A 23,033-nucleotide genomic window follows, 5' to 3' on the forward strand; every position below is an offset into this window, starting at 1 on the left:
CGCGCGGCATGTCGCGCGCCGAACAGGGCCGTCACCGTGTGGCTCGGGTCATCATGGCACTGTGCTGGGAGCCGTGATCGATCTGACGTGATCGCACACCGCGGCAAGAACCTCACCGCTACGAGGCACCGCGCCCGACATCCAGAACACACCGTGAACTAGCCCATCGAATCGGCGCACCACGGTGTCGACCCCGGCGGCCTGCAGCCTCGCCGCGTAGTCCTCCGCTTCGTCGCGACCGACTTCGTACTCGTTCGTGAGCACGAGCGCCGGTGGGAGCCCACTGAGATCGGCGGCGCGTGACGGCACGGCGTACGGGTTGGTCGCGTCGCCGGGGCCCGCCAGATAGTGATTCCAGAACCAGTCCAGACCTGGCTTCGTGATGATGTAGCCGTCCGCATACTCGCGGGTCGACGGAAAATCCGCGTTCGGATCGATCACCGGATAGATCAGCACCTGCCCGCGCAGCCGCGGTCCACCCTCGTCCCGGACGCGCAGCGCCGTCACGGCTGCGAGGTTACCGCCGGCGCTGTCGCCGACGATCACGATGTTGTCCGGGTCGCCACCGAAGTCCGCGATACGAGCGGCCACCCAGATCAGTGCCGCATAGGCATCGTCGGGCGCGGCGGGGAACGTGTGTTCCGGCGCCAGTCTGTACTCTGCCGACACCACGATCGCCCCCGTCGCATTCGCCATCGCCCTGCACGGCTCGTCGGCGACGTCGATGCTGCCACCGATGAAGCCACCGCCGTGCAGGTAGAGCACGACGGGTCGCGGCCCTGACCCCTCGGGAACATAGATGCGCAGCGGCAGGTCGCCGTCTTCACTCGGGTAGATGAGGTTCTCGACGCGTGCGACGTCCTGCGCCGGCGCCTGAAGCCCAGTGAAAGTGTCGACGACTCCGCGTGCCTGCTCGACGGTGAGCTGCTCGAATGAGGTGAACCCCTGTGAATTCAGTGCGTCGATGAGCTGGGATACATGTTCGTCCAGAGCCATGGGAATTCCTTCGTTGTTCGGTGACGGCGATGAGGATCAGGAAGCCAACGACGCGCGGTTCGAGTCCGCGCCGGTGAGAACGAAGCCCTCGTACCGGCGCTCCACCACCTCCGCGCACTTGGCGCGGTAGGTCGGTGCGCCACCGAGATACACGAGGCACACTCGCGGCTTGCCCGGGATGTTCGCGCCCATGTACCAGGAGTCCGTGTCGGGCATGAGCGTCGCGCTCGCGAGCTCGGCGCAATGCTCGACCCATTCGTTCTCCGCGTCGGCGAGCGGTTCGATGGTGTCGAGATCATCGGCGTGCAGATTCGCGATGGCGTCAGCCACGAAATCCACGTGGTCCTCGATGGCCAACGGCATGTTGTAGAGCACGGACGGCGACTGCGGACCGGTGATCAGGAACAGGTTGGGAAAGTCGTGCATCATCAGGCCCAGGTAGGTGCGGGGGCCGTACTCGAATTTGTCCTCGAGGCGATGCCCGTCGCGCCCGACGATTCCCATCGCCAGGAGCGGGCCGGTCATCGCGTCGAATCCGGTAGCGAGAACGAGGACGTCGAGTTCGTGTTCGACGCCGCCGGTGCGCACACCCGCCGCAGTGATCTCGTCGATCGGCGTGTTCTTCACATCGACGAGGGTGACGTTGTCGCGGTTGTAGGTCTCGTAGTAGTCGGTCTCGAGCGGGGGTCGCTTCGTGGCGTACGGGTAGGTGCTCGGTGCGAGTAGTTGTGCGACCTCCGGGTCGTTCACCCGCTCGTGGATTCGTTCGCGGATGTACTCGGACACGGTGTCGTTCGCGTCCTTGTCGAACAGGATGTCGCGGAAGCTGTCGATGAACAGGCGGAATCCGCCGGCGTCCCACCGCTCGTCGAACACCTTGCGCCGATCCTCCGCGGACACTGCGAGCGCGGAATCCTGTACCTGGTCGTACGGCACACCGAGAAAGTGGTTGCGGGCCGCGTCGCGAAGTTCCTTGTAGTTCGCCTTGGCGTGCGCTGTTTCTGTCTCGTTCGCGGGTGCGTTGCCGATCGGCGTCGCGTAGTTCGGGGTGCGCTGGAAGACCGTGAGGTGACCGGCTTCCTTCGCGATCTCGGTGATCGCCTGGATTCCGCTCGATCCGGTGCCGATGACACCGACCCGCTTGTCGGTGAAATCCACGCCGCCGTGCGGCCAGTTTCCTGTCATGTGGACCTCGCCCACGAACGTGTCGATGCCCGGGAACTCCGGAGTCTTCGGCACCGACAGGTTTCCAGCACCCGAGATGAAATACCTGCTGGTCACGGTCTCGCCGGTGTCAGTGGTCACCGTCCAGACGCGGACGTCGTCGTCCCACACCACCGACTCGATACGAGTGTCGAACGTGATGTCCTTGCGGAGATCGAACCGATCCGCCACGTGTTCGAGATACCTCAGGATCTCCGGCTGCGCGGCGAACTTCTCGCTCCAGGTCCACTCCTGTTGGAGGTCGTCCGAGAACGAGTACGAGTAGTGCACCGACTCGATGTCGACACGGGCACCCGGATAGCGATTCCAGTACCAGGTACCCCCCACATCACCCGCGGCATCGAAGACCCGGGTCGACAAACCCATCCGGTCGCGGAACTTGTGCAGTGCGTACAGCCCGGTGAAACCGGCGCCCACCACGATGACGTCGATGTCGGGGGCCGCGGGACGGAATGTGGACATATCTTCGCTCCTAGTGAAGTGCGGTGGTTCAAGTCGCGAGATCGGCAACCGTGGGCCGCTCGGGCTGAAACCAACCATGACGCACATCACACATCCCCGACACGGGGTGAATCACCCCATTGGCTACCTGTGTTGCCCGACACATTCCGTGGAGTAAGTTCGGTCCGCACCCCCCGGACACGAATCAGGAGCCTGCGCTGCCTTCCCACTCACTGCCTCGCAGATCCATGACCAGCTTCGTCGGGCGTCGCCACGAACTCGACGCAGCCCGCGCATGCCTGGAGCAGTCACGGCTGGTGTCGCTGGTCGGGCCCGGAGGCGTGGGCAAGACCCGGGTGGCCGAGGAACTCGTCGACCGCACTGCGCGGGTCTTCCGCGACGGATCAGCGTGGATCGATCTGGCGCCGATCCGCGAACCGGATGCGGTACCGTCCGCCGCCGCCGTAGCGCTCGGGGTCACCGATCAATCGAGCAAGCCGGTGGCCGACAAGCTCACCGATCGCGTTCGTGGCCGACACATACTGATCGTCATCGACAACTGCGAGCATCTGCTGACGCCCGTCGTCGAACTGGTCTCGACCCTACTCGCAGCCGCTCCCGAGTGCCGTATCGTCACGACGAGCCGTGAGCCGCTACGCGTCGCCGGCGAGAAGATCTACGACCTGCCTCCTCTCGCCCTCCCGGATCCCTCCGGGCATTACCTCGCCGCGGAGGTCGCCCATTTCGAAGCCGTGTCGCTGCTCGTCGAACGAGCACAGAGCGTAGTCGCCGACTTCGCGCTCACCGATGCCAATGCCGTTGCAGTGGTGCAGCTCTGCCGAAGGCTCGACGGGATTCCACTCGCTCTCGAACTCGCCGCCGCGAAATTGCGCTCGCTCTCTCCCGCCCAGCTCGTCGAACGACTCGACCGCCGCTTCGCCCTGCTCACGGGTGGCGATCGGAACGCACTTCCTCGCCAGCAGACGCTGCGTGCGCTCGTCGACTGGAGCTACGAATTATGTTCCGGCCCCGAACGTTCACTCTGGGCCCGATTGTCGGTCTTCGCCGGTGGGTCCGACCTGGATGCCGTGGAGTCGGTGTGCGGGTTCGGCGACATCCCATCAGGCGACGTCGTCGACCTGCTGGACCGGTTGATTGCCAAGTCTCTCGTCATCGTCGATCGGTCGCCGGATTCGGTTCGCTACAACCAGCTCATGACGGTGCGAGAGTACGGAAGCGAGTTACTCGACGCCGCCGGCGACACCGCCGTACTCGGTCGCAGACACCGGGATCACTTCGCTGCTCTCGCATCGCGATCCGTCCGATACTGGTGCGGCCCGGACCAATCCGACCTTCTGGCACAGTTGCGGCGCGACCATGCCAACCTCATGGCCGCCCTCGATTGGTCCCTTCGCACCTCCGGCGAAGTGGAAGTCGCGGCCGAGTTCGCTGTCGCGCTGCGTTACCACTGGATCGCAGGTGGCAATCTGTCGTACGGTCGACGCCGAGTCGAGCAGGTTCTGGGGCGCCTGATCGATCCGGTACGTGAGCGCGGGGACGCACTGTGGGTCGCCGCGTGGATTGCACTGATTCAGGGCGATCGTGACGCTGCACGTCGATACCTGGACGAATGCACTTCTCTCGCCACTGCACTCGACGACATCGTCCTCCGCGCGCATGCCGATCATTGGCTGGGTCTGCACGAACTGTTCAGTGGCCACACCGCGCATTCGATCGAGCTCTACCGTGCAGCGATCAGGGTGCATCACGAGAACGACGACGCGGCGTCCATGCTCACCGCCGAGTTCCAGCTCGCTATGGCCGAATGCTACGAAGGCCTGCACGACGAGGCATTGGCGACCTGCAACCGGGTCCTCGAACTGGCGGATCGCTACGGGGAGAAGTGGAACCGCGCCTACGCATTGTGGGTGTCCGCCCTCGTGCACGTCCACCGAGGCGACATCGCGGCCGCGGTCGATGCCGCTCGACAGGCTCTGCGGATACAGCAGCACTACAAGGACAAGATCTGCACGGCGCTGTCCATCGAAGTCCTCGCGTGGGCCGCGGTCGCCGATGCCGACGCCGAACTGTCGGCGCGCTTGTTCGGGATCGCCGCAGTGGTGTGGACGCGACTGGGCACCACGGTGGCCGCGTTCGGTCCGCACACCGCCGACGATTCGCATGCGGCCCGCGAAGCGGCCCGGACCGCACTCGGCGACCACGTGTTCGAAAGACTCTCGTCTCCGCCGGACGACATGACCATCGATCAGGCCGTCTCGTTCGCCCTCGGTGAACACGCCGCCCCACCGAACCGGCCTGTCCCGGGTACCTCGCCTCTGACCAAGCGGGAGTTCGAGATCGCCCGCCTCGTCGCCGACGGGATGAGCAACCGTGCCGTCGCCGACAAACTCGTCATCTCGCCGCGCACCGTGGACGGGCATGTCGAACGTATCCTCGCGAAACTCGGTGTCACGTCCCGGACTCGGATCGCGACGTGGGTGGCGGCTCATGACGACTGAATCAGGAGGGAGTGGCGTGGAGACGAATGGACTGTGGAGTCGACGACGATTCCTGGGGGGTGCCGTCGCGACCGGCGCGGCACTGACCGGCGTGGTCTGGTCGTTCACCGGTGAAGCGGCGGCGTGTCCTCCGCAGGCCGGCCCCTCCGTCCGCGACACGATCAACGGGATCCTCGCGTTCGTGGCGCCCGGCAACGACCCGTACTCGGAGCACCAGGGGGTGTCGACCGAGTCGCCCGGCGGTGCCACACCGGGTACCGCGGAGACACTCGAGCGCACCTTCGATCTGGCTGTCCCGATCCCCCTCGTCGACATGCTCGGCATCGACGTCACGGGCTCTTCCGCGATCGCGGCGCTGGTGAACCTGTTCGCTGTGACCGCCGAACCGGCCTCGGTGACCGGACCGTTCGCGTCGCCGTTCGCGAACCTGTCGCACGCCGCCAAGGCGCACGTCTTCGAACTCCTCGACACCGAGCCGCAGTTCCCCGGCCGCCCCATCGAGTACGCGGTCAACGCCATTCCCACGCTTGCCGCATTCGTCGCCTACTCGGAGGTCTCCGCATTCGACGGCGAACTCCGTGCGCCGACCGGCCGCCCGGTGGGCTGGGAGCTGACCGGATACGCGGGCGTGAGCGACGGGTGGGACGAGTTCCAGGGCTACTACGGCGGCGTCGATCGAGCGGAGGGATGACGTTGACCGATGTGATCGTGATCGGCGCCGGTGGTGGCGGGCCGGTCGTCGCGAAAGAACTCGCCGCACGCGGTCTCGACGTACTGGTACTCGAATCCGGGCCACGCTTCGACGACCCCGAAAACCAGTGGACACACTTCGAGAACGATGCCAACAACCCGATCACCGGGTTCCTCCGCGAAGGCCCCGGCGACAGATCCGAGGGGCCGTGGCTGCGCGACCTGCCGCAGAACTCGTTCGTGTGGCAGGTCTCCGGTGTCGGTGGTGCGACGCTCCATTACTTCGGCAACTCACCCCGCGCGGTGCCCGGAGTATTCCAGGGATACGACGGCGCCGACCGCGACATGTACGACACCGAGCACCTGTTCCCGTTCGGATACGAGGAACTGCGCCGCTACTACGAGTGGGTCGAGGCGACACTGCCAGTGCAGACCGCGCCGATGGGCACGAAAGAACAGGTGTTCCTGCGCGGCGCCGCAGCGATGGGTCTCCCCCACCAGACATCTCTCGATACCACCGGGCCTGCACATCGCGCGCAGCAGAACGCGATCCTGCAACCCGGGGGCACGGCCGGACGCACCCGCGACGCCGCGCTGCTCCATCACCCCCAAGCCCGCGGCTGCACGATGTGCGGGCACTGCTACCAGGGCTGCTATCTGCCGCTGGGAGCACCGAGGAATCTCAAGGCTCGCCGCTCCACCGACAACTCGTACGTGCCGATGATGCTCACCGCCGACGCGTGGTCACCGCACGGTAGGCCGGTGACCCTCATGACCGATGCCGGGGTCACGAAGATCCTCGTCCACGAGGTCTCGGGCGAAACGGTCGCGCACGGCGTGCGATTCCGGACGGCCGACGGCGAGGAGCAGGAAGCGGAAGCGAAGGTCGTCGTGCTTGCCGCAGGCGCAATCGAGTCGCCGCGGCTGTGGCTCAACTCGGAACTCCCCGACCCGGGCGAGTGGGTGGGTCGCGGCCTGACCGACCACCACATGGACGCGGTGTTCGGTGTGTTCGACGAGTACACCGGTGAGACGCGCGGTGCCGGTTCCAATGCGCGCGTCGACCTTCCGGGATACGGCGCGATCGAGCAGGTGGGGATGCCGCCCGCGCTGCTGGCGTACTCGCTGGGTTACAGCGACTCGGGTATCCATGGCTACGGCCGTGCGGGCGGCGTGGTCGATGCTGCGGGAGCCGACAGCCTCGGCCGGTTGGTCGGTCGCGATCTGCTGACCACTCTCTCCGACGCCGACCGTGTGCTCGGGGCACTCGTGATCACCGACGACGACGTCGAACGCGGCAACCGCGTGAGTGTGCCCGGTCTACTTCCGGCCGACGAACACGGCGTGGTTCCGCGGGTGACGGTGAAGCACCGTGAGAGATCCGCCCGTACCAGACGCAACCGGGAGTACTGCACCCGCAAGGCCGTCGAGTTGATGCGCGCGGCGGGCGCGAAGTCGGTGCACCGCTGCGACTGGCCGCCGCTGATCCTGCACGCACAATCGAGCATGAGAATGGGTACAGACGAGAAGGATTCGATCCTGGACGCCTCTGCGGAGGCGCGCTGGGTCAAGCGGCTCTACATCGCCGACAACTCGGCGCTCCCGAACAGCCTGGGCGGCCCCAACCCGACCCTGACCACCCAGGCCCTCGCGACACGCACCGCTGAGAAGATCGTCGAGACGTACTTCGGGGGCGAGAGATGGGTGGGACGCGAGAACCCGGTCTCGTCGATCGACGACCGCGTCACGCACGCGGTGGTGGCGCGAGGGTTGTAGACAGGAGGCGACTTTCCCCCGGTTGCATGGGTTCCCGTGGGTCGTGAGTCAACGGAAACCCGCATGACGGGTGGAAACTCTTCCCTCGAACCGGTGTCACCGGCGAGCCGCAGCGAACAACGCGAATCTCCCGTCAGGATCGACCCACTCGTGTCGGACCGTGAATCCGGCTGCGTCGAGTTCTTTTCCGATCCCCTCGAGCCGAAACTTCGCGGAGATCTCGGTGCACATCTGCTCCCCGGAGGCGAACTCGAGTTCGAGATCGAGCCCACGCACGTGCACCGTCATCGCCTCGGTCGCTTCGAGTCTCATCTCGATCCACTCGTTCTCTGCATCCCACACTGCGCGGTGCACGAACTTGTCGGGTTCGAAATCGGCGTCCAGCCGGCGGTTCACCACGTGAAGCACGTTGCGGTCGAATTCGGCTGTCACACCGGCGGCATCATCGTAGGCCGGAATGAGGATATCGAGGTCGACGACGAGACCGGCACCGAGCAGCAACCACTCGTCGGTGTTCAGGATCGTCCCGAGGTGAGAAAGGAACTCGGAGCGTTCGGCAGGCGCGAAGTTGCCGATCGTGCCGCCGAGGAACGCGACCATGCGGTGCCCACCGGCGGGCAGGTGTTCGAGGGAACCGGTGAAATCGCTGACCACGCCGCGCACCGTCACATCCGGATAGTCGACCGACAAGCGATGCACCGCCGCGCTCAACGCCGGCTCGGACACGTCCTGCGGTACATACGTATGAATGTACGGTTTCAGCGCGTCGAGCAGCACCCGAGTCTTCTCCGACGAGCCCGACCCGAGCTCCACCAGCATCTCAGGCCTCGCCACCTCCGCGATATCCGCGGCGTGGTTCACCAGCAACGCGAATTCGGTTCGGGTGGGGTAATACTCGGGTAGCGACGTGATCCGATCGAACAACTCGCTTCCCCGCTCGTCGTACAGCCACGTCGGCGACAGACGCTTCGGGACGGACGTGAGCCCACTGCGCGCGTCCGCACGTAGTGTCTCGTCCAGTTGTTCGGGCGTGATGAACACGTCGATGGTCACGTGGCGGACACCTCCAGAGGAGTAACGACGAGCTTGCCTGGTATCGCATTGACGAGGTGCTTGTCGGGGACCTCTTGCCAGCGCGGGTCGTCATCGAATCGTTCAGAGCTGACGATGGCGACATTCTCGTCCACGAGCGTCCACAACGAGTGGTACCACGCGGTTGCCCACAAGCTACTTCCGTTGCACAGCAGCATGTTCAATCGGGATCCAGGCGCTCGTGCGATGACGTCGTGGACAAGCGAGATCAGCGCGGGTTCCGGTTCCGCCGAACGGAGTCGCGAACGCAACAGCATCCACAGCGCAGCAGAGTCGGTCGGGGCATCCAGTTCTAGCAGTTCCGAGATCGGGAGATTCTCCGCGAGCTCGACCAGCGATCCGGGCCAGCCGCGCACCACACCGTTGAGGCTGAACGCCCAACGCCCGTCCGAGAACGGTGCAGTGGCACTACGTTCCACCGGCATCCCCTCCGTAGCGGATCGCAGGGCGATCATGACCGCTTCGGATCGGATCGTCGGCAGCCCTTCGGTGACGAACGGATCGGACCAAACCGGCGAAGACGAGCGATAGCGGCCGAGGACACCGGCTTCCGACCACCAGGCGACACCGAAACCGTCGGCGTTGACGGTGCCACCGCCGCGCATGTCGGTCGGCGCCCATGATTGCCGCACGAGCGAATTGGGACCGTCGGTGAGCAGGCAGGAAACCGATTCGACCGGGCCGAGGTACCCCAGATGTCTACACATCCGGGGCCTCGGCCGAATCCGACACGTCGTGTGCGAGGCGGAAACCCGCGAAGATCTGGCGGCGGATCGGATGATCCCAGTTCCGGAACGTTCCGCGGCACGCAACCTGGTCGGTACCGAAGGAGCCACCGCGGAGCACGCGGAAATCACCGCCGAAGAACACTTCCGAATATTCCCGATACGGGAATGCCCGAAAACCCGGGTACGGTTCGAAACTCGACGACGTCCACTCCCACACATCACCGATCAGCTGATGCACGCCGAGCGGAGATGCTCCCGCCGGGTAGGCACCCACCACTGCGGGTCCGAGGTGTCGTTGGCCGAGATTCGCGTGTTCCGGACCGGGGTCGTCGTCTCCCCAGGGATACCGCCGAGCGCGCCCCGTCGTGGGATCCCACCGCGCGGCCTTCTCCCATTCCGGCTCGGTAGGCAGGCGCGCTCCGGCCCAGCGCGCGAAGGCATCGGCCTCGTGGAAACACACGTGCACGACAGGTTCGTCGGGGTGCAGAGGCGCCTCCCGCCCGAAACTGCGCCGCCACCACAGCCCGTCGCTGTCGCGGTGCCAGAACTGGGGCGCTTCCAGACCTGCCTCGCAGCGGTGACCCCATCCTTCGACGCTCCACAGGTCGGGGCGTCGATATCCACCGTCCTCGATGAATCGGGTGAACTGCCGGTTGGTCACGGGCACGGTGTCGAGCGCGAAGGCTGGCACATGCACCCGATGCGCGGGCTTCTCGTTGTCGAGGGCCCACGGGTCGGCCGAGGTGCCCATCTCGAACTCCCCGGCCGGGATCACCACCCGTTCGCGCTCCAGGCGTGTCGTCTCGCGTGGCGCCTCCGGGGCGTCGAGCACAGGAGGCCCGGCTCGCAACTGGTGGGTCGCGAGCATCGTCTCGTCGTGCTGCTGCTCGTGCTGCGCGATCATCGAGAAGACGAAGCCGTCGCGGGTGAGTTCGGAATCGAAGTTGTTGCTCCGCAGTACTTTCTGTGACAGATCACGCACCTGTTCCGCATACCGGCGCGCATCGTCGGGGCCGAGCAGGGGCAGCGCGGTCCGGCCCGCGCGAGGATGCAGGAACGCATCGTAGAGTTCGTCGATCCCGTCGCGCACCGAGCCGTGCCCCGCGACCTCACGCAACAGCCAGCGCTCCTCCTGATTCGCGATGTGCGCGAGATCCCAGACGAGAGGGCTCATCAACGGCGAATGTTGCTGCGTCAGTTCAGCATCGTCGACGCTCGTGAGCGCACATGTCCGTGCACGAGCGCGTTCGAGATCACGCTCGAGACGGTCGCGCAGCATCCTCACCGTTCGGCCACCCCCGGCGACTGCCCGCGCAAGCAGCGTGTCGCGGCGGCGTCGAGCGCCGTGGTGAACCTCATGTCCGGTGACGACTCGGCCGCCAGGGACAGCAACCCCACTGCAGCAGCGCGTAATTCGACGGCAGCGAGCCCCTGCTGCGCAGCCTCCACCCAGAGCTGACGGACCGGTTCGGCGATCGCCGCTGCCTCCGTCATGACCTCCGAACTCCTCAGCAGAGCTTCGATGGTCGCGATCGGCACCTGCCACAGGTCACCCGGCTGCGCGTCCAGATAGCGGACCTCGAGGTGACCGCACGGACGCACCGGTGGGAACAGGGTGGTCAGGTGATAGTCGAGGTCGGCGAAAGTGGGGCGGCGACCGAGTTCGTCGTCGAGACTCCCGTTCAGCCACTCGGCGAATGACGCCCCGGGGGGTGCGTGCCACTCCGGGTCGGTCGATCGGACACACAGCAGTGGAGCGTCGAGTGCCCAAGCCGGATACTTCTGCGGATCGGCCACGAACGTGGTGCGATCGGGATCGAGCGACAACCATGTGCGCATCCGCTGCGATGCCCAGTCCCCTTCCGGAGCGCCTCTCAGCGAGGGCGAACACCCGAATGCCGCGATCAATGCGGGGCCGATCGCGTGGAGCAGCTCCCAGCGCCGGGCGAGTTCGACGTCGTCGACGCCCGCATCGACACTGACCTGCACCGCGGCCGTGCTGTTCATCATCAGCCGTCCGAGGGGGCCGATCCGGTCGAACCGCAGCTCCATCGCGGAGTATCGCGGTGTGCGCAGCAGACGATGTGGCGGCCGGATCTCGTCGGTCGCGGTGTCGAGCATCGTCACCGCGCGGCGTGCGAGCAACGACCGCAGCATCTTCGCGTCGGCATTCAGGCGATCCACCGTCTGCCGCGCCGACGTGCACGGCACGCTCGCCAACTCCACCTGCCCGCCCGGTTCCAGGCTGACCGCACTGCCCGACGGCAGCGGGCGAGCCGACGACGACGGCGCGATGGCCTTCGGGGCGTGAGGTCCGAGCGCTTCGACGATCGACACGAGCTCCGGCCGCGACGCGGTTCCGTCGGCGCGCGCGGTCAGCCATTCGAGTTCCGCGCCGATCACCCGCGGCGGGCCGAATCGGAAGCTCACCCGGCGTACGTACTCCTCGGCGGAGGCGCGCGGACCGAGCTCCCTGTCGGCGCGCGGCATCGCCGCGTCCATCGCCATCACCACTCGATCCACCCTCCTTTGTCGGTGGGCCCGGTCACTGAGCGAGCCTAACGCGCGTATCGCCGCAACGCCCGCAGAACGCTCCGGCGCCACACCGACCACACTGGATTCGGACAGTAGACCGTGCCGACAGGAAATGGAGGCCCACTTCCATGCTCGATGTGCAACAGGCCCGCCGCGACACACCCGGCTGTTTCGAACGGGTGTTCCTCGACAGTGCAGGCTCCTCACTCCCTCCGACTCCGGTCGTCGACACCGTCGTCGCCCACCTACGACGCGAGGCCGAGATCGGTGGATACGCGGCTGCCGACGAGCGGCTCGACGACCTGGCCGGAGTGAAGACCTCCCTCGGACGACTGTTCGGGGTCGACGCTACCTCCGTGGCGTTGTCCGACAGCGCGTCGCGGGCATGGACGTCGTTCTTCTACGCGGTGCCGCTCGAACCGGGCGACCGCATCCTGCTGTCGCAGGCCGAATACGCCGCCAACGCCGTCGCGGCACTGCAACGGGCCCGCGCCACCGGTGCCTGCGTCGAGGTGGTTCCTTCCGACGACGACGGCCGCATCGACGTCGAGGCACTACGCGAGCTGCTCGACGAACGCGTCCGACTCGTCTCGGTGGTGCACGCACCGACCAACGGCGGTCTCGTCAATCCCGTCCGCGAGGTCGCCGACGCTGCACATGCCGTGGGCGCGCTGGTGTTGCTCGACGCGTGCCAGTCGGTGGGACAACTGCCCGTGAGCGTGCCCGAACTCGACGTCGATGCACTCTCGGGGACCGGTCGTAAATGGGTGCGCGGCCCTCGGGGCACAGGGTTCCTCTACGTGCGGCCACGGTTGATCGCCGACCTCGAGCCGGCGATGATCGATCTTCACAGCGCGACGTGGACGTCTCCCGACACGTACGAGCTCGCTCCCGACGCGTCGCGCTTCGAGATGTGGGAGACCGACGTCGCGGCCCGGCTGGGGCTCGGCGTCGCCATCGACTATCTGCTCGACCTCGGAATCGATGCCGTGGCGGAGGCCATCGGCTACCGCGCCGCGCACATCCGTGACGGGCTCGAGCGGATCCCGTCTGTCACCGTGCACGATCGCGGCGCGCCTCTCAATGGGATCGTGTCGTTCACCGTCGACGGCATCGAGCCGACTGCGGTACGCGACGCGCTGGCCGCACAGTCGATCACCGTCACCGTCAGCTCACGCAGCTCCACTCTCCTCGACATGTCACAGCGCAGACTCGAAGCTGTGGTGCGTGCGTCGCCGCACTATTTCGTCTCCCCCGCCGACGTCGATCGCTTCCTCGTCGCGGTGCGTTCACTTACATAGCGAGGCCCGTTCGCATTGCGCATTCGGATCCGGTAAAGTATGTCGAGTTGTCTCGGCGAGGGTGAACCGCGTAATCGTTGGCTCACCGTGATCGACGCGGCTGCGGCTCCGTCAGAGCGTAGAAAACGCTCCACTGCCGCGCGTGTCCGGTCCCGCATTCGCCGAGAAGACCGACCCCGTGAGAGTTCACTAGCGTAGGAGCCGTTGCACCATGTCCAACGAGAACCGTCTCGTAGCCGCTGTCCGCACCGAGTTCGGCAAGGGCGCCGCCCGCCGCACCCGTCGTGCCGGCCAGGTCCCCGCCGTCCTGTACGGCCATGGCACCGATCCCAAGCACCTCTCGCTGGGCGCCCTCGAGTTCGCTGCCGTCCTGCGTAACCACGGCACCAACGCCATCCTGACCCTGGACATCGAGGGCACCGATCAGCTCGCGCTCACCAAGTCGGTCACCACGCACCCGATCCGCCGCAACATCGAGCACGCCGATCTGCTCGTCGTGAAGAAGGGCGAGAAGGTCACCGTCGAGGTCCCCGTCGTTCTCACCGGCATTGCAGGCTCCGGCGCGCTGGTCGTCAACGAAACCAGCACCATCAAGATCGAGGCCGACGCCCTCAACATCCCCGAGGAGATCTCGATTTCGATCGAGAGCGCTCCCATCGGCACCCGGATCCTCGCCGGTGGCATCGAGCTTCCCGAGGGCTCGACCCTTCAGGACGATCCCGAGCTGCTGCTCGTGAACATCGTCGAGGCCGCGGCTCAGGCGAACGCCGAAGACGCAGCAGAAGAGACCGAAGAAGCAGCAGAAGAGGCCTGAGCCTCCCCCGCTTGAACCCTTCGGGCTCAGTGAAGTCATTCGTGCGGCGCGTCATCCTTCGGGGTGGCGCGCCGCAGGCGTGTTCTGTCGAGCAGCACGCCGCTGCACATGATTCGAGGAAGGATCTGCACGTGAGCGAGGACACCGCGCTCGTCGTGGGTCTGGGAAACCCCGGTCCCAAGTACGAGACCACCCGGCACAACATCGGTTTCATGGTTGCCGACGTGCTGGCCGACCGGGTCGGAGGGAAGTTCAGCGCGCACAAGAAGAGCAACGCCGAGGTCGTGCAGGCCCGCCTCGACGGACGGCAGGTGATCGTCGCGAAGCCCCGCACGTACATGAACGTGTCGGGTGGTCCGGTCGCAGGTCTGGCCAAGTTCTTCTCGGTCTCGCCCGAGAACATCATCGTGATCCACGACGAGCTCGACCTCGACTACGGCACGATTCGCCTCAAGCAGGGCGGCGGCGAGAACGGGCACAACGGTCTGCGGTCCACCTCCTCGGCGCTGAGCACCAAGGATTACCTTCGGGTACGCATGGGGATCGGTCGGCCGCCGGGCCGTCAGGATCCGGCGGACTTCGTCCTCAAGCCGTTCTCCTCCACCGAACGCAAGGATCTCGGGGTGTTCTGCGAGGAGGGCGCCGACGCCGTCGAACTACTTCTGAAGCTCGGTCTCGAAGGCGCCCAGAACCGGATCCACTGACCCGTGCGAGCTTCCGGTAGTGGCCACTACCGAATGCACGCACTGGCAGCATCAGTGGTGAAGCAGTGATGCCGACGTCCCGCGGCGCAGCTTGCCCGACGACGTCTTCGGGATGTTGCCCGGGCCGAGCACCGCAACCATGCGGGGACGTGCCCCCACCTCGGTGAATACTGCGTGCACCACCTCGTGCTCGATCCGGTCCGTCTCTGCGGGATCGTCGATGAGGTTGGTTTCCACCGCAACCGCGAACGATTCCCGTTTGTGTCCCGCGTCGAGCCGGATCGCAACGGCATTGCCGGGACGCACCCCGGCGACACCGCAGGCGGCGCGCTCGATGTCGGTGGGGTAGATGTTGCGTCCGCCCATGATGATGACGTCCTTGACCCTCCCGCACACGACGACGAGGCCTTCTTCGGTGAAGTATCCGACGTCGCCGGTGTCGAGCCAACCGTCGCGGTCCTGCGCGGGTACCTGCCCATCGACCGTGACGTATCCGTGTGTGACCGCCTTGCCGCGCAGTTGGATGATCCCGACCCCGCGGGTCGGAAGTTCCTGTCCGTCACGCCCCACAACCCGGCCCTCGAGTCCTTGGACGAGGTGCCCGAGCGTGGGGAGCCGACGGGCATTCGAATGACCCGACGGCACCGCGATCCCGCCCGATTCGAGCAGGTCGGGGTCGACGACGTCGAGCACCTGACCTCGACCAGGGTCGGGCACCGACACCGCGAGCGTAGTCTCCGCCATCCCGTACACGGGTGCGAGAGCGCTGGGATCGAGCCCGAATCGGGTGCCTGCCTGCGCCAACGCCTCCATGGTGTCGGGGTCGACGGGTTCGGCGCCGTTCCACATCCATTTGACCGACGACAGATCCACCGCACCGTCCTCGGCCTGCGCCAGCTTGCGCGCCAGCAACGAGTACGCGAAGTTCGGTGCAGCCGTGACAGTTCCGCGATACTTGGTGATGAGCTCCGCCCACAACATCGGCGACCGCAGGAAGTCGAGCGGAGTCACCGACACCACTTCGCCGCCCATCTGCATCGGGACGCTGAGGAATCCGACCATCCCCATGTCGTGGAACAGCGGCAGCCAGCTGATCATGACGTCGTCGTCGAGCGAGAACTTGATGCGTTCGAACATCGCGTACGCGTTGACATAGAAGTTCTCGTGCGTGATCTGCACGGCCTTCGGCGATCCGGTGGATCCGGACGTCAGTTGCTGCAGCACGATGTCGGATTCCTCGGTCTCGACCGGGTCGATCGCCCTGCCCGCGCGCAGTGCATCGACGGTGACGACCTCGATGCCCCGCTCCCGGAGCAGCGGTTCCGCGATGTCGAACGGTGCTCCGAGCACCACGATTCGGGCGCCGATCATGCGCAACACTGCCTCGGTGTCGCGCGTCCACCCGTCGAGGTCGGTGCGAGGGGTGGGTTGGTGCAGCATCGTGATGCTTGCGCCGCGCATCCACACGCCCTGACTGATCGGGGCGATGTCGACCGGAAATCCGGCCAGGATCGCGACCGCGTCGCCCGGTACGACCCCGTCCGCGGCCAGGCGTCCTGCCATGCACCGCGCCTGCGCATGGATCTGCATCCAGGTCTGCCGACGCGGCGAGTCCGGATCGCCGGTGATCAGCCCCCGTGTGCTGCTCCGCCCCGTCGTATACATCTCATCGGTGAATCTGCTCACGAAACACTCCTTGCTCCGATACGGCCGGGTCCTCCCGCGGCGAAATCCCGGCCCCACGACCCAGCGTGACCTCGAATCGGGCAACCGGGGACCTCCCCCAGGAAACGTGATCGAATCTCAGGGAAAACGTCACCGAATCGCCTAGTAACATGGACGAGTTGCATGCGATAGCTCCCCCACGAAAGTTTCGAGAGGTTTCCCGCGTTGAGTACCCCGCCCGCCTCCGCCAGCGAATCCACCAACGCCGCGAAGCCCGCTTCGACGAACGAAGTCCGTTCCGAAGCGCTGCGGCGGCGCACGTTCGCAGTCATCTCCCATCCCGACGCCGGTAAATCCACGCTCACCGAGGCACTCGCCTTGCATGCGAAGGTCATCTCGGAGGCCGGTGCCGTCCACGGCAAGGCCGGCCGCAAGTCGACCGTGTCCGACTGGATGGAGATGGAGAAGGCCCGCGGCATCTCTGTGAGCTCCACCGCGCTGCAGTTCAACTACGCGTCGACCGAGGCCCCGAAGTCGGAGGACGGTGTGGACACCGTCAACGTCATCAACCTCGTCGACACCCCCGGCCACTCCGATTTCTCCGAGGACACCTACCGGGTACTCACCGCGGTCGATGCGGCCGTGATGCTCATCGATGCAGCGAAGGGCCTCGAGCCGCAGACGTTGAAGCTGTTCCAGGTGTGCCGCCACCGCGGCATCCCGGTGATCACGGTGATCAACAAGTGGGACCGCCCCGGTCAGACCCCTCTCGAGCTGCTCGACGAAATCGACGAGCGGATCGGTCTCACCCCGACACCACTGTTCTGGCCGGTCGGTATCGCAGGCGACTTCCGCGGTCTCCTGCGACGCGGTTCCGACGACAAAGCCGGCGAAGCGGTCGAGTACATCAAGTTCACACGTACCGCCGGTGGCGCGAAGATCGCTCCCGAGGAAATCCTCACTCCCGAGATCGCGCTCGAGCGCGAGGGCGAGACGTGGACGGAGGCCGCCGAGGAATCTGAGCTGCTGTCGGCGAGCGGACAGGATCACGACCAGGAGATGTTCCTGGCGGGTCAGACATCACCGGTGATCTTCGCGTCGGCGATGCTCAACTTCGGGGTCCGCCAGATCCTCGACACCCTCGTCGCGCTCGCACCACCACCGCGAGCACGCCTCGCGGTCGACGACACACCCCGCGAGGTCGACGACCCGTTCTCTGCGGTGGTGTTCAAGGTGCAGGCAGGAATGGACACCGCCCACCGCGACCGCCTCGCGTTCATGCGCGTCGTCTCGGGTGTGTTCGAACGCGGCATGGTCGTCACCCACGCCCAGACGAACAAGCCTTTCGCGACGAAGTACGCACTCACCGTCTTCGGCCGCGAACGCACCACTGTCGAGAACGCGTACCCGGGCGATGTGGTCGGTCTGGTCAACGCCACCGCCCTGGCGCCCGGCCACACGCTGTTCGTCGACAAGAAGGTGGAGTTCCCGCCCATCCCGTCGTTCGCACCCGAGCACTTCGCGATCCTGCGGGCCGAGAGCGCGTCGAAGTACAAGCAGTTCCGCAAGGCCGTCGACCAGCTCGATTCCGAAGGCGTCGTGCAGATCCTCCGCAACGACATCCGCGGCGATGCGTCGCCGGTGATGGCGGCGGTCGGCCCCATGCAGTTCGAGGTGGTCGCGGCTCGGATGAAGGCCGAGTACAACGTCGACCCGAAGATCGAGCCGCTCGGGTACTCGCTGGCACGCCGCACCGATGCGGAATCGACCGTCGAACTCAACCGTCAGCGTGGCGTCGAGGTCTTCGAGCGGTCCGACGGTGTGTTGCTCGCACTGGTCAGCGACAAGTGGCGGCTGCAGTACATCCAGAAGGAACTCCCCGACCTCACCCTCGAGCCCTTGGTTGCCGCGACGGATTGATCCGCCGGCAGCAATACCGGACATACGGGGTGACGCGGACACCCTCCTGCTGGTAATTTGCTGCCGTCGAGCACACACGCTCGGGTGATTTCAGGAGCTTGTCAATGAACGACGACGATGCATCGTCCGTGCCGTCGGGAGAACTGCCGAAGAGCGGGACCAGCGAGGCCGGCACCACCGAGGCCGGCCGGTCCCGGTCGGGTGGGCGGTCGAAGGGCCCGAAGCGGTCGGGCACTTTCGTCTACCCGCTGCCGAGCACGCCGATCCCGAGCAGTACACCGATGACGGTGCTCACCACGGGCGAAACACCGGGTGTGCACGCAATCGACCGCAACCCGGCCGGCGGGGTGGGCGCCGGAACCACGAATGAAGGGATGTCCTCGGTGACGAGCACCAGCACCAACGGCAGCACGAGCAATACGAACGGCTCGGCAGCCGACACCAGCGCGGTGGGCCCGGTCGGCGCAGCATCGACGTCCGGCGCGCCCGCGCGGCGCAACTCGATGGGTGTCGCATCGGTCCGGATCGCTGCGCGCCTGGCGCAGGGCGAACTCGGTTCGCGGTCGTCCCTCGGCATCGATCCGACAACCGACAACGACGAACTGCTGCAACTTCTCGGTGAGTACCTCGTGGCCGGTGGCCTCGAGAAGCCCGAGATCCACGCCACCCTCGGTGGTCAGCCGATCGTCGTCGACCTGCAGTCACCGCATCGTTTCACCCGCTGACGCAGTAGGGACCAGGCGCCAGACAGTCGCCGTGGAGATCAGTCGCCGAACAGCGCGGCGATGGTTGCCGGATCGATCTCCTCGATCTGCGACGGCGACCATCGCGGCGCGCGGTCCTTGTCGACCAGCACCGCGCGCACACCTTCGACGAAGTCGGGCGCAGCACTGATCCGCACGGCCACCTCCAGTTCGCGCGCCAGGCATTCTTCGAGAGTGCTCTCGGCGCCACGGCGCATCAATTCGACGGTGGCACGCACACTGGTCGGCGACAGCGCGCGCAGCGCCGAGTGTGTCCGCTCGGCCCATTCGGGATCGACACCGGTATCGGTGGCCGTGAGCCGGCCGAGCATGTCGTCGACGTTTCCGGCGCCGAACACCTTCTCTATGTCGGCGAAGCGCTGTTCCAATTCGGATTCGGGTGCCGGTACGACGAATTCGTCGAGAGCCTCCTGCCAATCTCCCGCGCGGATACGGTCGGCAAGATCGCCGACGAGTTCGCGGGGCACGAAATGGGTGGCCAGCCCCACCGCGAGTGCGTCGCCCGCCCCGATGCGGGCTCCCGTCACAGCCAGATACATTCCTACGGCATCGCAGCGCACGGCGGTGCCCCGCAGCCGAGGAAGAAAATGGCTCGATCCGACGTCGGGAATGAAACCGATCGCCGTCTCGGGCATCGCGAACGATGCCTTCTCCGTCACGACCCGCACCCCGCCGTGGACCGAGATTCCGAGCCCGCCGCCCATCGTGACACCGTCGAGAACAGCAAGATACGGCTTCGGGTAGGTGGCCACGAGTTCGTCGAGGCGGTATTCGGCAGCGAAGAACTCGCGCACAGCGTCGAAGTCTCCCGCCAGCACCGCGTCGCGGGCGGGCTTGACGTCACCGCCCGCACAGAAGGCACGCTCCGAGCAACTCGTGACCAGTACCGCCGAGACAGCCTGGTCGTCGCGCCACTGCAGCAGGGCAGCGTGCATGTCTCGAATCATCGACGGGTCGAGCGCATTGAGCGCTTCGGGCCGGTCGAGTTGTATCTCGCCGACACCGTTGACGACACGTGTGCGGATGAAGGACTTTTTCACGGGCCGGAGCCTACCGGTCGCGCACGACAAGTGTGATCTGTGCACGCGGGTCGGCGAATTCTACGGTTCGCCGGTCGCCGGGCTCCCGGTGAGCGGACCGACGAGCATCCACCGATGCCCGAACGGGTCGATCAACGTGGCATTGCGATGACCGTGGTTCTCCGAGATCCACCGTTCGACCCTCCCGCCGGCGGCGCGGGCACGCTCGAGGACGGTGTCGGTGTCGGCGACCGGAAGCATCAAGCTCACCGATGTGGCTCCCCCGGCCGGTGCAGTCAGGCCCATCTCCGGGAACTCCTCGGCGAGATAGACCATGCCGGTCGGGAATCCCAGTTCGGCATGGCCGAGCCTGCCGTCGTCCATGAAGATCGGCTCACCCTGCAGCATGGCTCCGAACGCGCTCGCATACCAGTCGATTGCGTCGCGCCCGTGCCCCACCGTGAGATAGGGGATCGCACCGGCCGGAGGAAACAGTGTGTCGTCGGGGGTCGCCATGGACATCTCTCCTTTCGGACGTCTCACCCTCTCGTGCGATTCAGGATGCGCGTGGAGGCTGCTGGAGCATTGCCCATCGGTTGCTACTCAGCCGGAACGAGGGCATGTCTGCGAGGGATACGACCGTCTCCCAGTTTCGTTCGTATCCGGTGTGCGCGATCCGCCAGGCATCGTCGTCGCAGCGGACGTAGCGATCGTGGTAGTACGCCGACCCGCGCAGGATCATGCCGTCTTCCGGGACGATGACGGTGTCCGCGAGCAGCCAGGTGCCCGTTGCTGTTCGACCACCCTCGTCGATCCGGATCTCGGGATGACTGCAATGGTGTTCTGTGACCATGTGGAGGCCGAGCGTGTTCTCGAGGAAGTTGATGAAGACGTCCCGGGATTCGAAACTGAGATGTTCGCCGTATACCGCGGTTGCTTCGGGTACGAGAGTGTCGGCGAGTTCTTCCCAGTTCTTCGTATCGAGAGTTCGCGCGTAGCGATACTTGACCTGCGCGATCTGCTCTTTCGCCTCCAGATCCATCGCTGATCTCCCGTCACCGTGTACCTGGTTGCAAGGCTAGCGTGGATCACGGTCCGACAGCGCCCGAATGGAGGACTCGCCGATCAGCTCGATTGCAGTTCGGTGACGTTCTGTAGCTTGCGTTTCGGATCGGACACCGACCCAGTATTTTGCGGCCCACCGACGACCCACATCGAGACCTCGAGGACCGAGTCGAGGATACTCTCGGGATGCCATCCCCTACGACCACGAAGCCTCGACCCGAACCCGCACGGATACCGGTCGTGATCGGTGTCGGCGACCTGCGATCCGGACGCGCCGGCTCGCCCGCCGATCCACGAGAACCACTCGATCTCATCCTCGAGGCGACCCGCGCCGCTCTCGCCGATAGCGGCGCGGCCGTCGAACTCGCATCCCGCATCGACACCGTTCGCGCAGTCAAGACGGCCAGCTGGTCGTACGACGACCTGCCCGGATTGCTCGCCGAACGCATCGGAGCCACTCCCGAGCACACATCGACGACCCCGCACGGCGGCCATTGGCCGGCGGCTCTGCTCGACCGCATCGCACACGACGTCGCGGCCGGCACCAGCTCCGTCGCGCTACTCGTCGGCGGCGAGTCGCAGGCGTCGGTCACCAATGCCTACAAGACCGGCACGGATCCGGCTTCTCTCGGCTGGGTCACCGCCCCCGGAGGCCCTCCGGCGTTCGATCCGAACGACCTGGGCAGCGCCGAGATGCAGCGAGCATCGTTGATCGCCCCGACCCGCGTGTACCCACTGTTCGAGAACCGGCTCAGTCACCGAGCCGGACACACCCGCGACCAGTCGATCGCGTGGTCCGCACAGTTGTACAGCGCTTTTTCCGCGATCGCGGCGGACAACCCCACCTCATGGCACCCCGATCCGCGCACCGCCGCGGACATCTGCACCGTCGGACCCAAGAACCGCGCGGTGACCGATCCGTATCCGCTGATGATGAATGCGATGCCGTTCGTCGACCAGGCCGCGGCCGTGGTCGTCACCTCACTCGAAACGGCGCGCGAATTGGGTGTCGCCGACGACCGTCTGCTCTATGTGTGGGGCGGGGCCGGCGCGACCGAACCGGCCGACATCCTCTCCCGCACGGATCTCGGCCGCTCCGCGGCCCTTGCCGATGCACTCCAGCGCACGCTCGACCGCGCCGACCTGCGCGCCGGCGACTTCGATGTCATCGACGCCTACACCTGTTTCCCCGTGGTACCCAAGCTGCTCGTCGAGCACCTCGGTCTCCCTCGCGACACCGTCCCCTCGGTGACGGGCGGCCACTCGTTCTTCGGTGGTCCGCTCAACAGCTACACGCTGCATTCGATCGTCGCGGTCGCGCGTCGCCTGCGTATCGACGGCGAGCTCGCACTCGTACACGGCAACGGTGGGTACCTCACCTACCAGCATGTCGTGGTGCTCGGATCGGCACCGCACACCGACGGGTACATCGGCGATCCCGAACCGGTCCTGATTCCCGCGTCCGAAACGGAGCCTGCACCCGACTACTCGGGCGAAGTCGAGGTCATCACGGCTACTGCAGAATTCGGTCGCGAGGGCAGCCCCACCATCGGATTCCTCATCGGCGCGACCCCCGACGGGCGTCGCGTGTCGGGTCACACCGACGCGCTCGGTGCGCAGATCCTCGCCGGTGGCGCCGATATCGTAGGCACCACCGTGCACGTCGTCGACTGCGGAGGCAGTCTGACTGTCACGCCGACGACTTCATAAACATACAACCGCGATCGAATTGGACAGGTACACACCGTCATCCTGACAACCAACGTCATCGGTGCGTACC

19 protein-coding genes are annotated in these 23,033 nt (G+C 66.0%); 9 read left to right on the forward strand and 10 right to left on the reverse strand.

Translation table 11 applies throughout. The annotated features are described in order from the left end of the window. Positions 1 to 51 precede the first annotated feature (51 nt). Both ACZ46K_RS26115 and ACZ46K_RS26120 read right to left on the reverse strand, forming a co-directional pair. Complete coding sequence (locus ACZ46K_RS26115) at positions 52 to 996, reverse strand: alpha/beta hydrolase (RefSeq protein ID WP_464745586.1); 945 nt, start codon at positions 994 to 996, stop codon at positions 52 to 54. A 36-nt stretch (positions 997 to 1,032) separates the two neighbouring features. Beyond that, positions 1,033 to 2,682, reverse strand: a complete 1,650-nt coding sequence (locus ACZ46K_RS26120; RefSeq protein ID WP_464745588.1) for a flavin-containing monooxygenase — start codon at positions 2,680 to 2,682, stop codon at positions 1,033 to 1,035. Between the two features lie 227 nt (positions 2,683 to 2,909). On the opposite strand from ACZ46K_RS26120, the gene ACZ46K_RS26125 reads away from it, so the two are divergent. From ACZ46K_RS26125 to ACZ46K_RS26135, 3 genes are read left to right on the forward strand one after another with little or no spacing between them, the layout of a single operon-like run. After that, complete coding sequence (locus tag ACZ46K_RS26125; RefSeq protein ID WP_054809967.1) at positions 2,910 to 5,180, forward strand: ATP-binding protein; 2,271 nt, start codon at positions 2,910 to 2,912, stop codon at positions 5,178 to 5,180. A gap of 16 nt (positions 5,181 to 5,196) precedes the next feature. Next, on the forward strand, positions 5,197 to 5,871 hold the full coding sequence (locus ACZ46K_RS26130; RefSeq protein ID WP_464745590.1) for a hypothetical protein: 675 nt from the start codon (positions 5,197 to 5,199) through the stop codon (positions 5,869 to 5,871). Between the two features lie 2 nt (positions 5,872 to 5,873). Further along, a complete protein-coding gene (locus ACZ46K_RS26135) occupies positions 5,874 to 7,646 on the forward strand; it encodes a GMC family oxidoreductase N-terminal domain-containing protein (RefSeq protein WP_054806594.1) in 1,773 nt (590 codons plus the stop codon). Positions 7,647 to 7,742: 96 nt separating this feature from the next. On the opposite strand, the gene egtD is transcribed toward ACZ46K_RS26135, so the two are convergent. Genes egtD through egtA form a run of 4 tightly spaced genes read right to left on the reverse strand, consistent with a single transcriptional unit; the run spans position 7,743 to position 11,974 of the window. Continuing rightward, positions 7,743 to 8,699 (reverse strand): L-histidine N(alpha)-methyltransferase, encoded by a 957-nt coding sequence (egtD, locus tag ACZ46K_RS26140; protein WP_054806589.1) that lies wholly within the window; start codon positions 8,697 to 8,699, stop codon positions 7,743 to 7,745. Next, on the reverse strand, positions 8,696 to 9,445 hold the full coding sequence (egtC, locus tag ACZ46K_RS26145; RefSeq protein ID WP_054806590.1) for an ergothioneine biosynthesis protein EgtC: 750 nt from the start codon (positions 9,443 to 9,445) through the stop codon (positions 8,696 to 8,698). Before egtC ends, egtD begins: the two co-directional genes overlap by 4 nt. Further along, positions 9,438 to 10,745 (reverse strand): ergothioneine biosynthesis protein EgtB, encoded by a 1,308-nt coding sequence (gene egtB, locus ACZ46K_RS26150; RefSeq protein ID WP_054806591.1) that lies wholly within the window; start codon positions 10,743 to 10,745, stop codon positions 9,438 to 9,440. Before egtB ends, egtC begins: the two co-directional genes overlap by 8 nt. A 2-nt stretch (positions 10,746 to 10,747) precedes the next feature. Then, on the reverse strand, positions 10,748 to 11,974 hold the full coding sequence (egtA, locus tag ACZ46K_RS26155; protein WP_464749477.1) for an ergothioneine biosynthesis glutamate--cysteine ligase EgtA: 1,227 nt from the start codon (positions 11,972 to 11,974) through the stop codon (positions 10,748 to 10,750). 155 nt (positions 11,975 to 12,129) lie between these two features. Here egtA and ACZ46K_RS26160 point away from each other — a divergent pair, with 155 nt between their 5' ends. The 3 genes from ACZ46K_RS26160 to pth all read left to right on the forward strand — a co-directional run bounded on the left by ACZ46K_RS26160 (position 12,130) and on the right by pth (position 14,820). Then, on the forward strand, positions 12,130 to 13,302 hold the full coding sequence (locus ACZ46K_RS26160) for an aminotransferase class V-fold PLP-dependent enzyme (RefSeq protein WP_464745593.1): 1,173 nt from the start codon (positions 12,130 to 12,132) through the stop codon (positions 13,300 to 13,302). Between the two features lie 211 nt (positions 13,303 to 13,513). Next, complete coding sequence (locus tag ACZ46K_RS26165) at positions 13,514 to 14,116, forward strand: 50S ribosomal protein L25/general stress protein Ctc (RefSeq protein ID WP_464745595.1); 603 nt, start codon at positions 13,514 to 13,516, stop codon at positions 14,114 to 14,116. Between the two features lie 131 nt (positions 14,117 to 14,247). Continuing rightward, positions 14,248 to 14,820: an aminoacyl-tRNA hydrolase gene (gene pth / locus ACZ46K_RS26170; protein WP_054810509.1), complete on the forward strand. Its 573-nt coding sequence runs from the start codon at positions 14,248 to 14,250 to the stop codon at positions 14,818 to 14,820. Positions 14,821 to 14,871: 51 nt separating this feature from the next. Here pth and ACZ46K_RS26175 read toward each other — a convergent pair whose 3' ends face one another. Next, positions 14,872 to 16,506, reverse strand: coding sequence for a fatty acyl-AMP ligase (locus ACZ46K_RS26175; protein ID WP_464745597.1), 1,635 nt, complete (start codon positions 16,504 to 16,506; stop codon positions 14,872 to 14,874). Between the two features lie 204 nt (positions 16,507 to 16,710). Here ACZ46K_RS26175 and ACZ46K_RS26180 point away from each other — a divergent pair, with 204 nt between their 5' ends. Together ACZ46K_RS26180 and ACZ46K_RS26185 are read left to right on the forward strand one after the other, a co-directional pair. Continuing rightward, the gene (locus ACZ46K_RS26180; protein WP_054805812.1) at positions 16,711 to 18,405 is read left to right on the forward strand and encodes a peptide chain release factor 3; all 1,695 of its coding nucleotides are present in this window, start codon (positions 16,711 to 16,713) and stop codon (positions 18,403 to 18,405) included. A gap of 104 nt (positions 18,406 to 18,509) precedes the next feature. After that, positions 18,510 to 19,130, forward strand: a complete 621-nt coding sequence (locus tag ACZ46K_RS26185) for a hypothetical protein (protein WP_464745598.1) — start codon at positions 18,510 to 18,512, stop codon at positions 19,128 to 19,130. A gap of 38 nt (positions 19,131 to 19,168) precedes the next feature. Here ACZ46K_RS26185 and ACZ46K_RS26190 read toward each other — a convergent pair whose 3' ends face one another. The 3 genes from ACZ46K_RS26190 to ACZ46K_RS26200 are packed head-to-tail and all read right to left on the reverse strand — an operon-like array spanning position 19,169 to position 21,230. Beyond that, complete coding sequence (locus tag ACZ46K_RS26190; RefSeq protein ID WP_054805814.1) at positions 19,169 to 20,209, reverse strand: enoyl-CoA hydratase/isomerase family protein; 1,041 nt, start codon at positions 20,207 to 20,209, stop codon at positions 19,169 to 19,171. Positions 20,210 to 20,269: 60 nt separating this feature from the next. Continuing rightward, positions 20,270 to 20,704, reverse strand: coding sequence for a VOC family protein (locus ACZ46K_RS26195; RefSeq protein ID WP_464745600.1), 435 nt, complete (start codon positions 20,702 to 20,704; stop codon positions 20,270 to 20,272). A 40-nt stretch (positions 20,705 to 20,744) separates the two neighbouring features. Next, a complete protein-coding gene (locus ACZ46K_RS26200) occupies positions 20,745 to 21,230 on the reverse strand; it encodes a nuclear transport factor 2 family protein (RefSeq protein WP_054805815.1) in 486 nt (161 codons plus the stop codon). 209 nt (positions 21,231 to 21,439) lie between these two features. Between ACZ46K_RS26200 and ACZ46K_RS26205 the strand changes: the two genes are divergently transcribed. Further along, positions 21,440 to 22,963, forward strand: coding sequence for an acetyl-CoA acetyltransferase (locus ACZ46K_RS26205; protein ID WP_464745602.1), 1,524 nt, complete (start codon positions 21,440 to 21,442; stop codon positions 22,961 to 22,963). Positions 22,964 to 23,033 lie beyond the last annotated feature (70 nt).

It is taken from the genome of Rhodococcus sp. JCM 9793, from assembly GCF_055380405.1.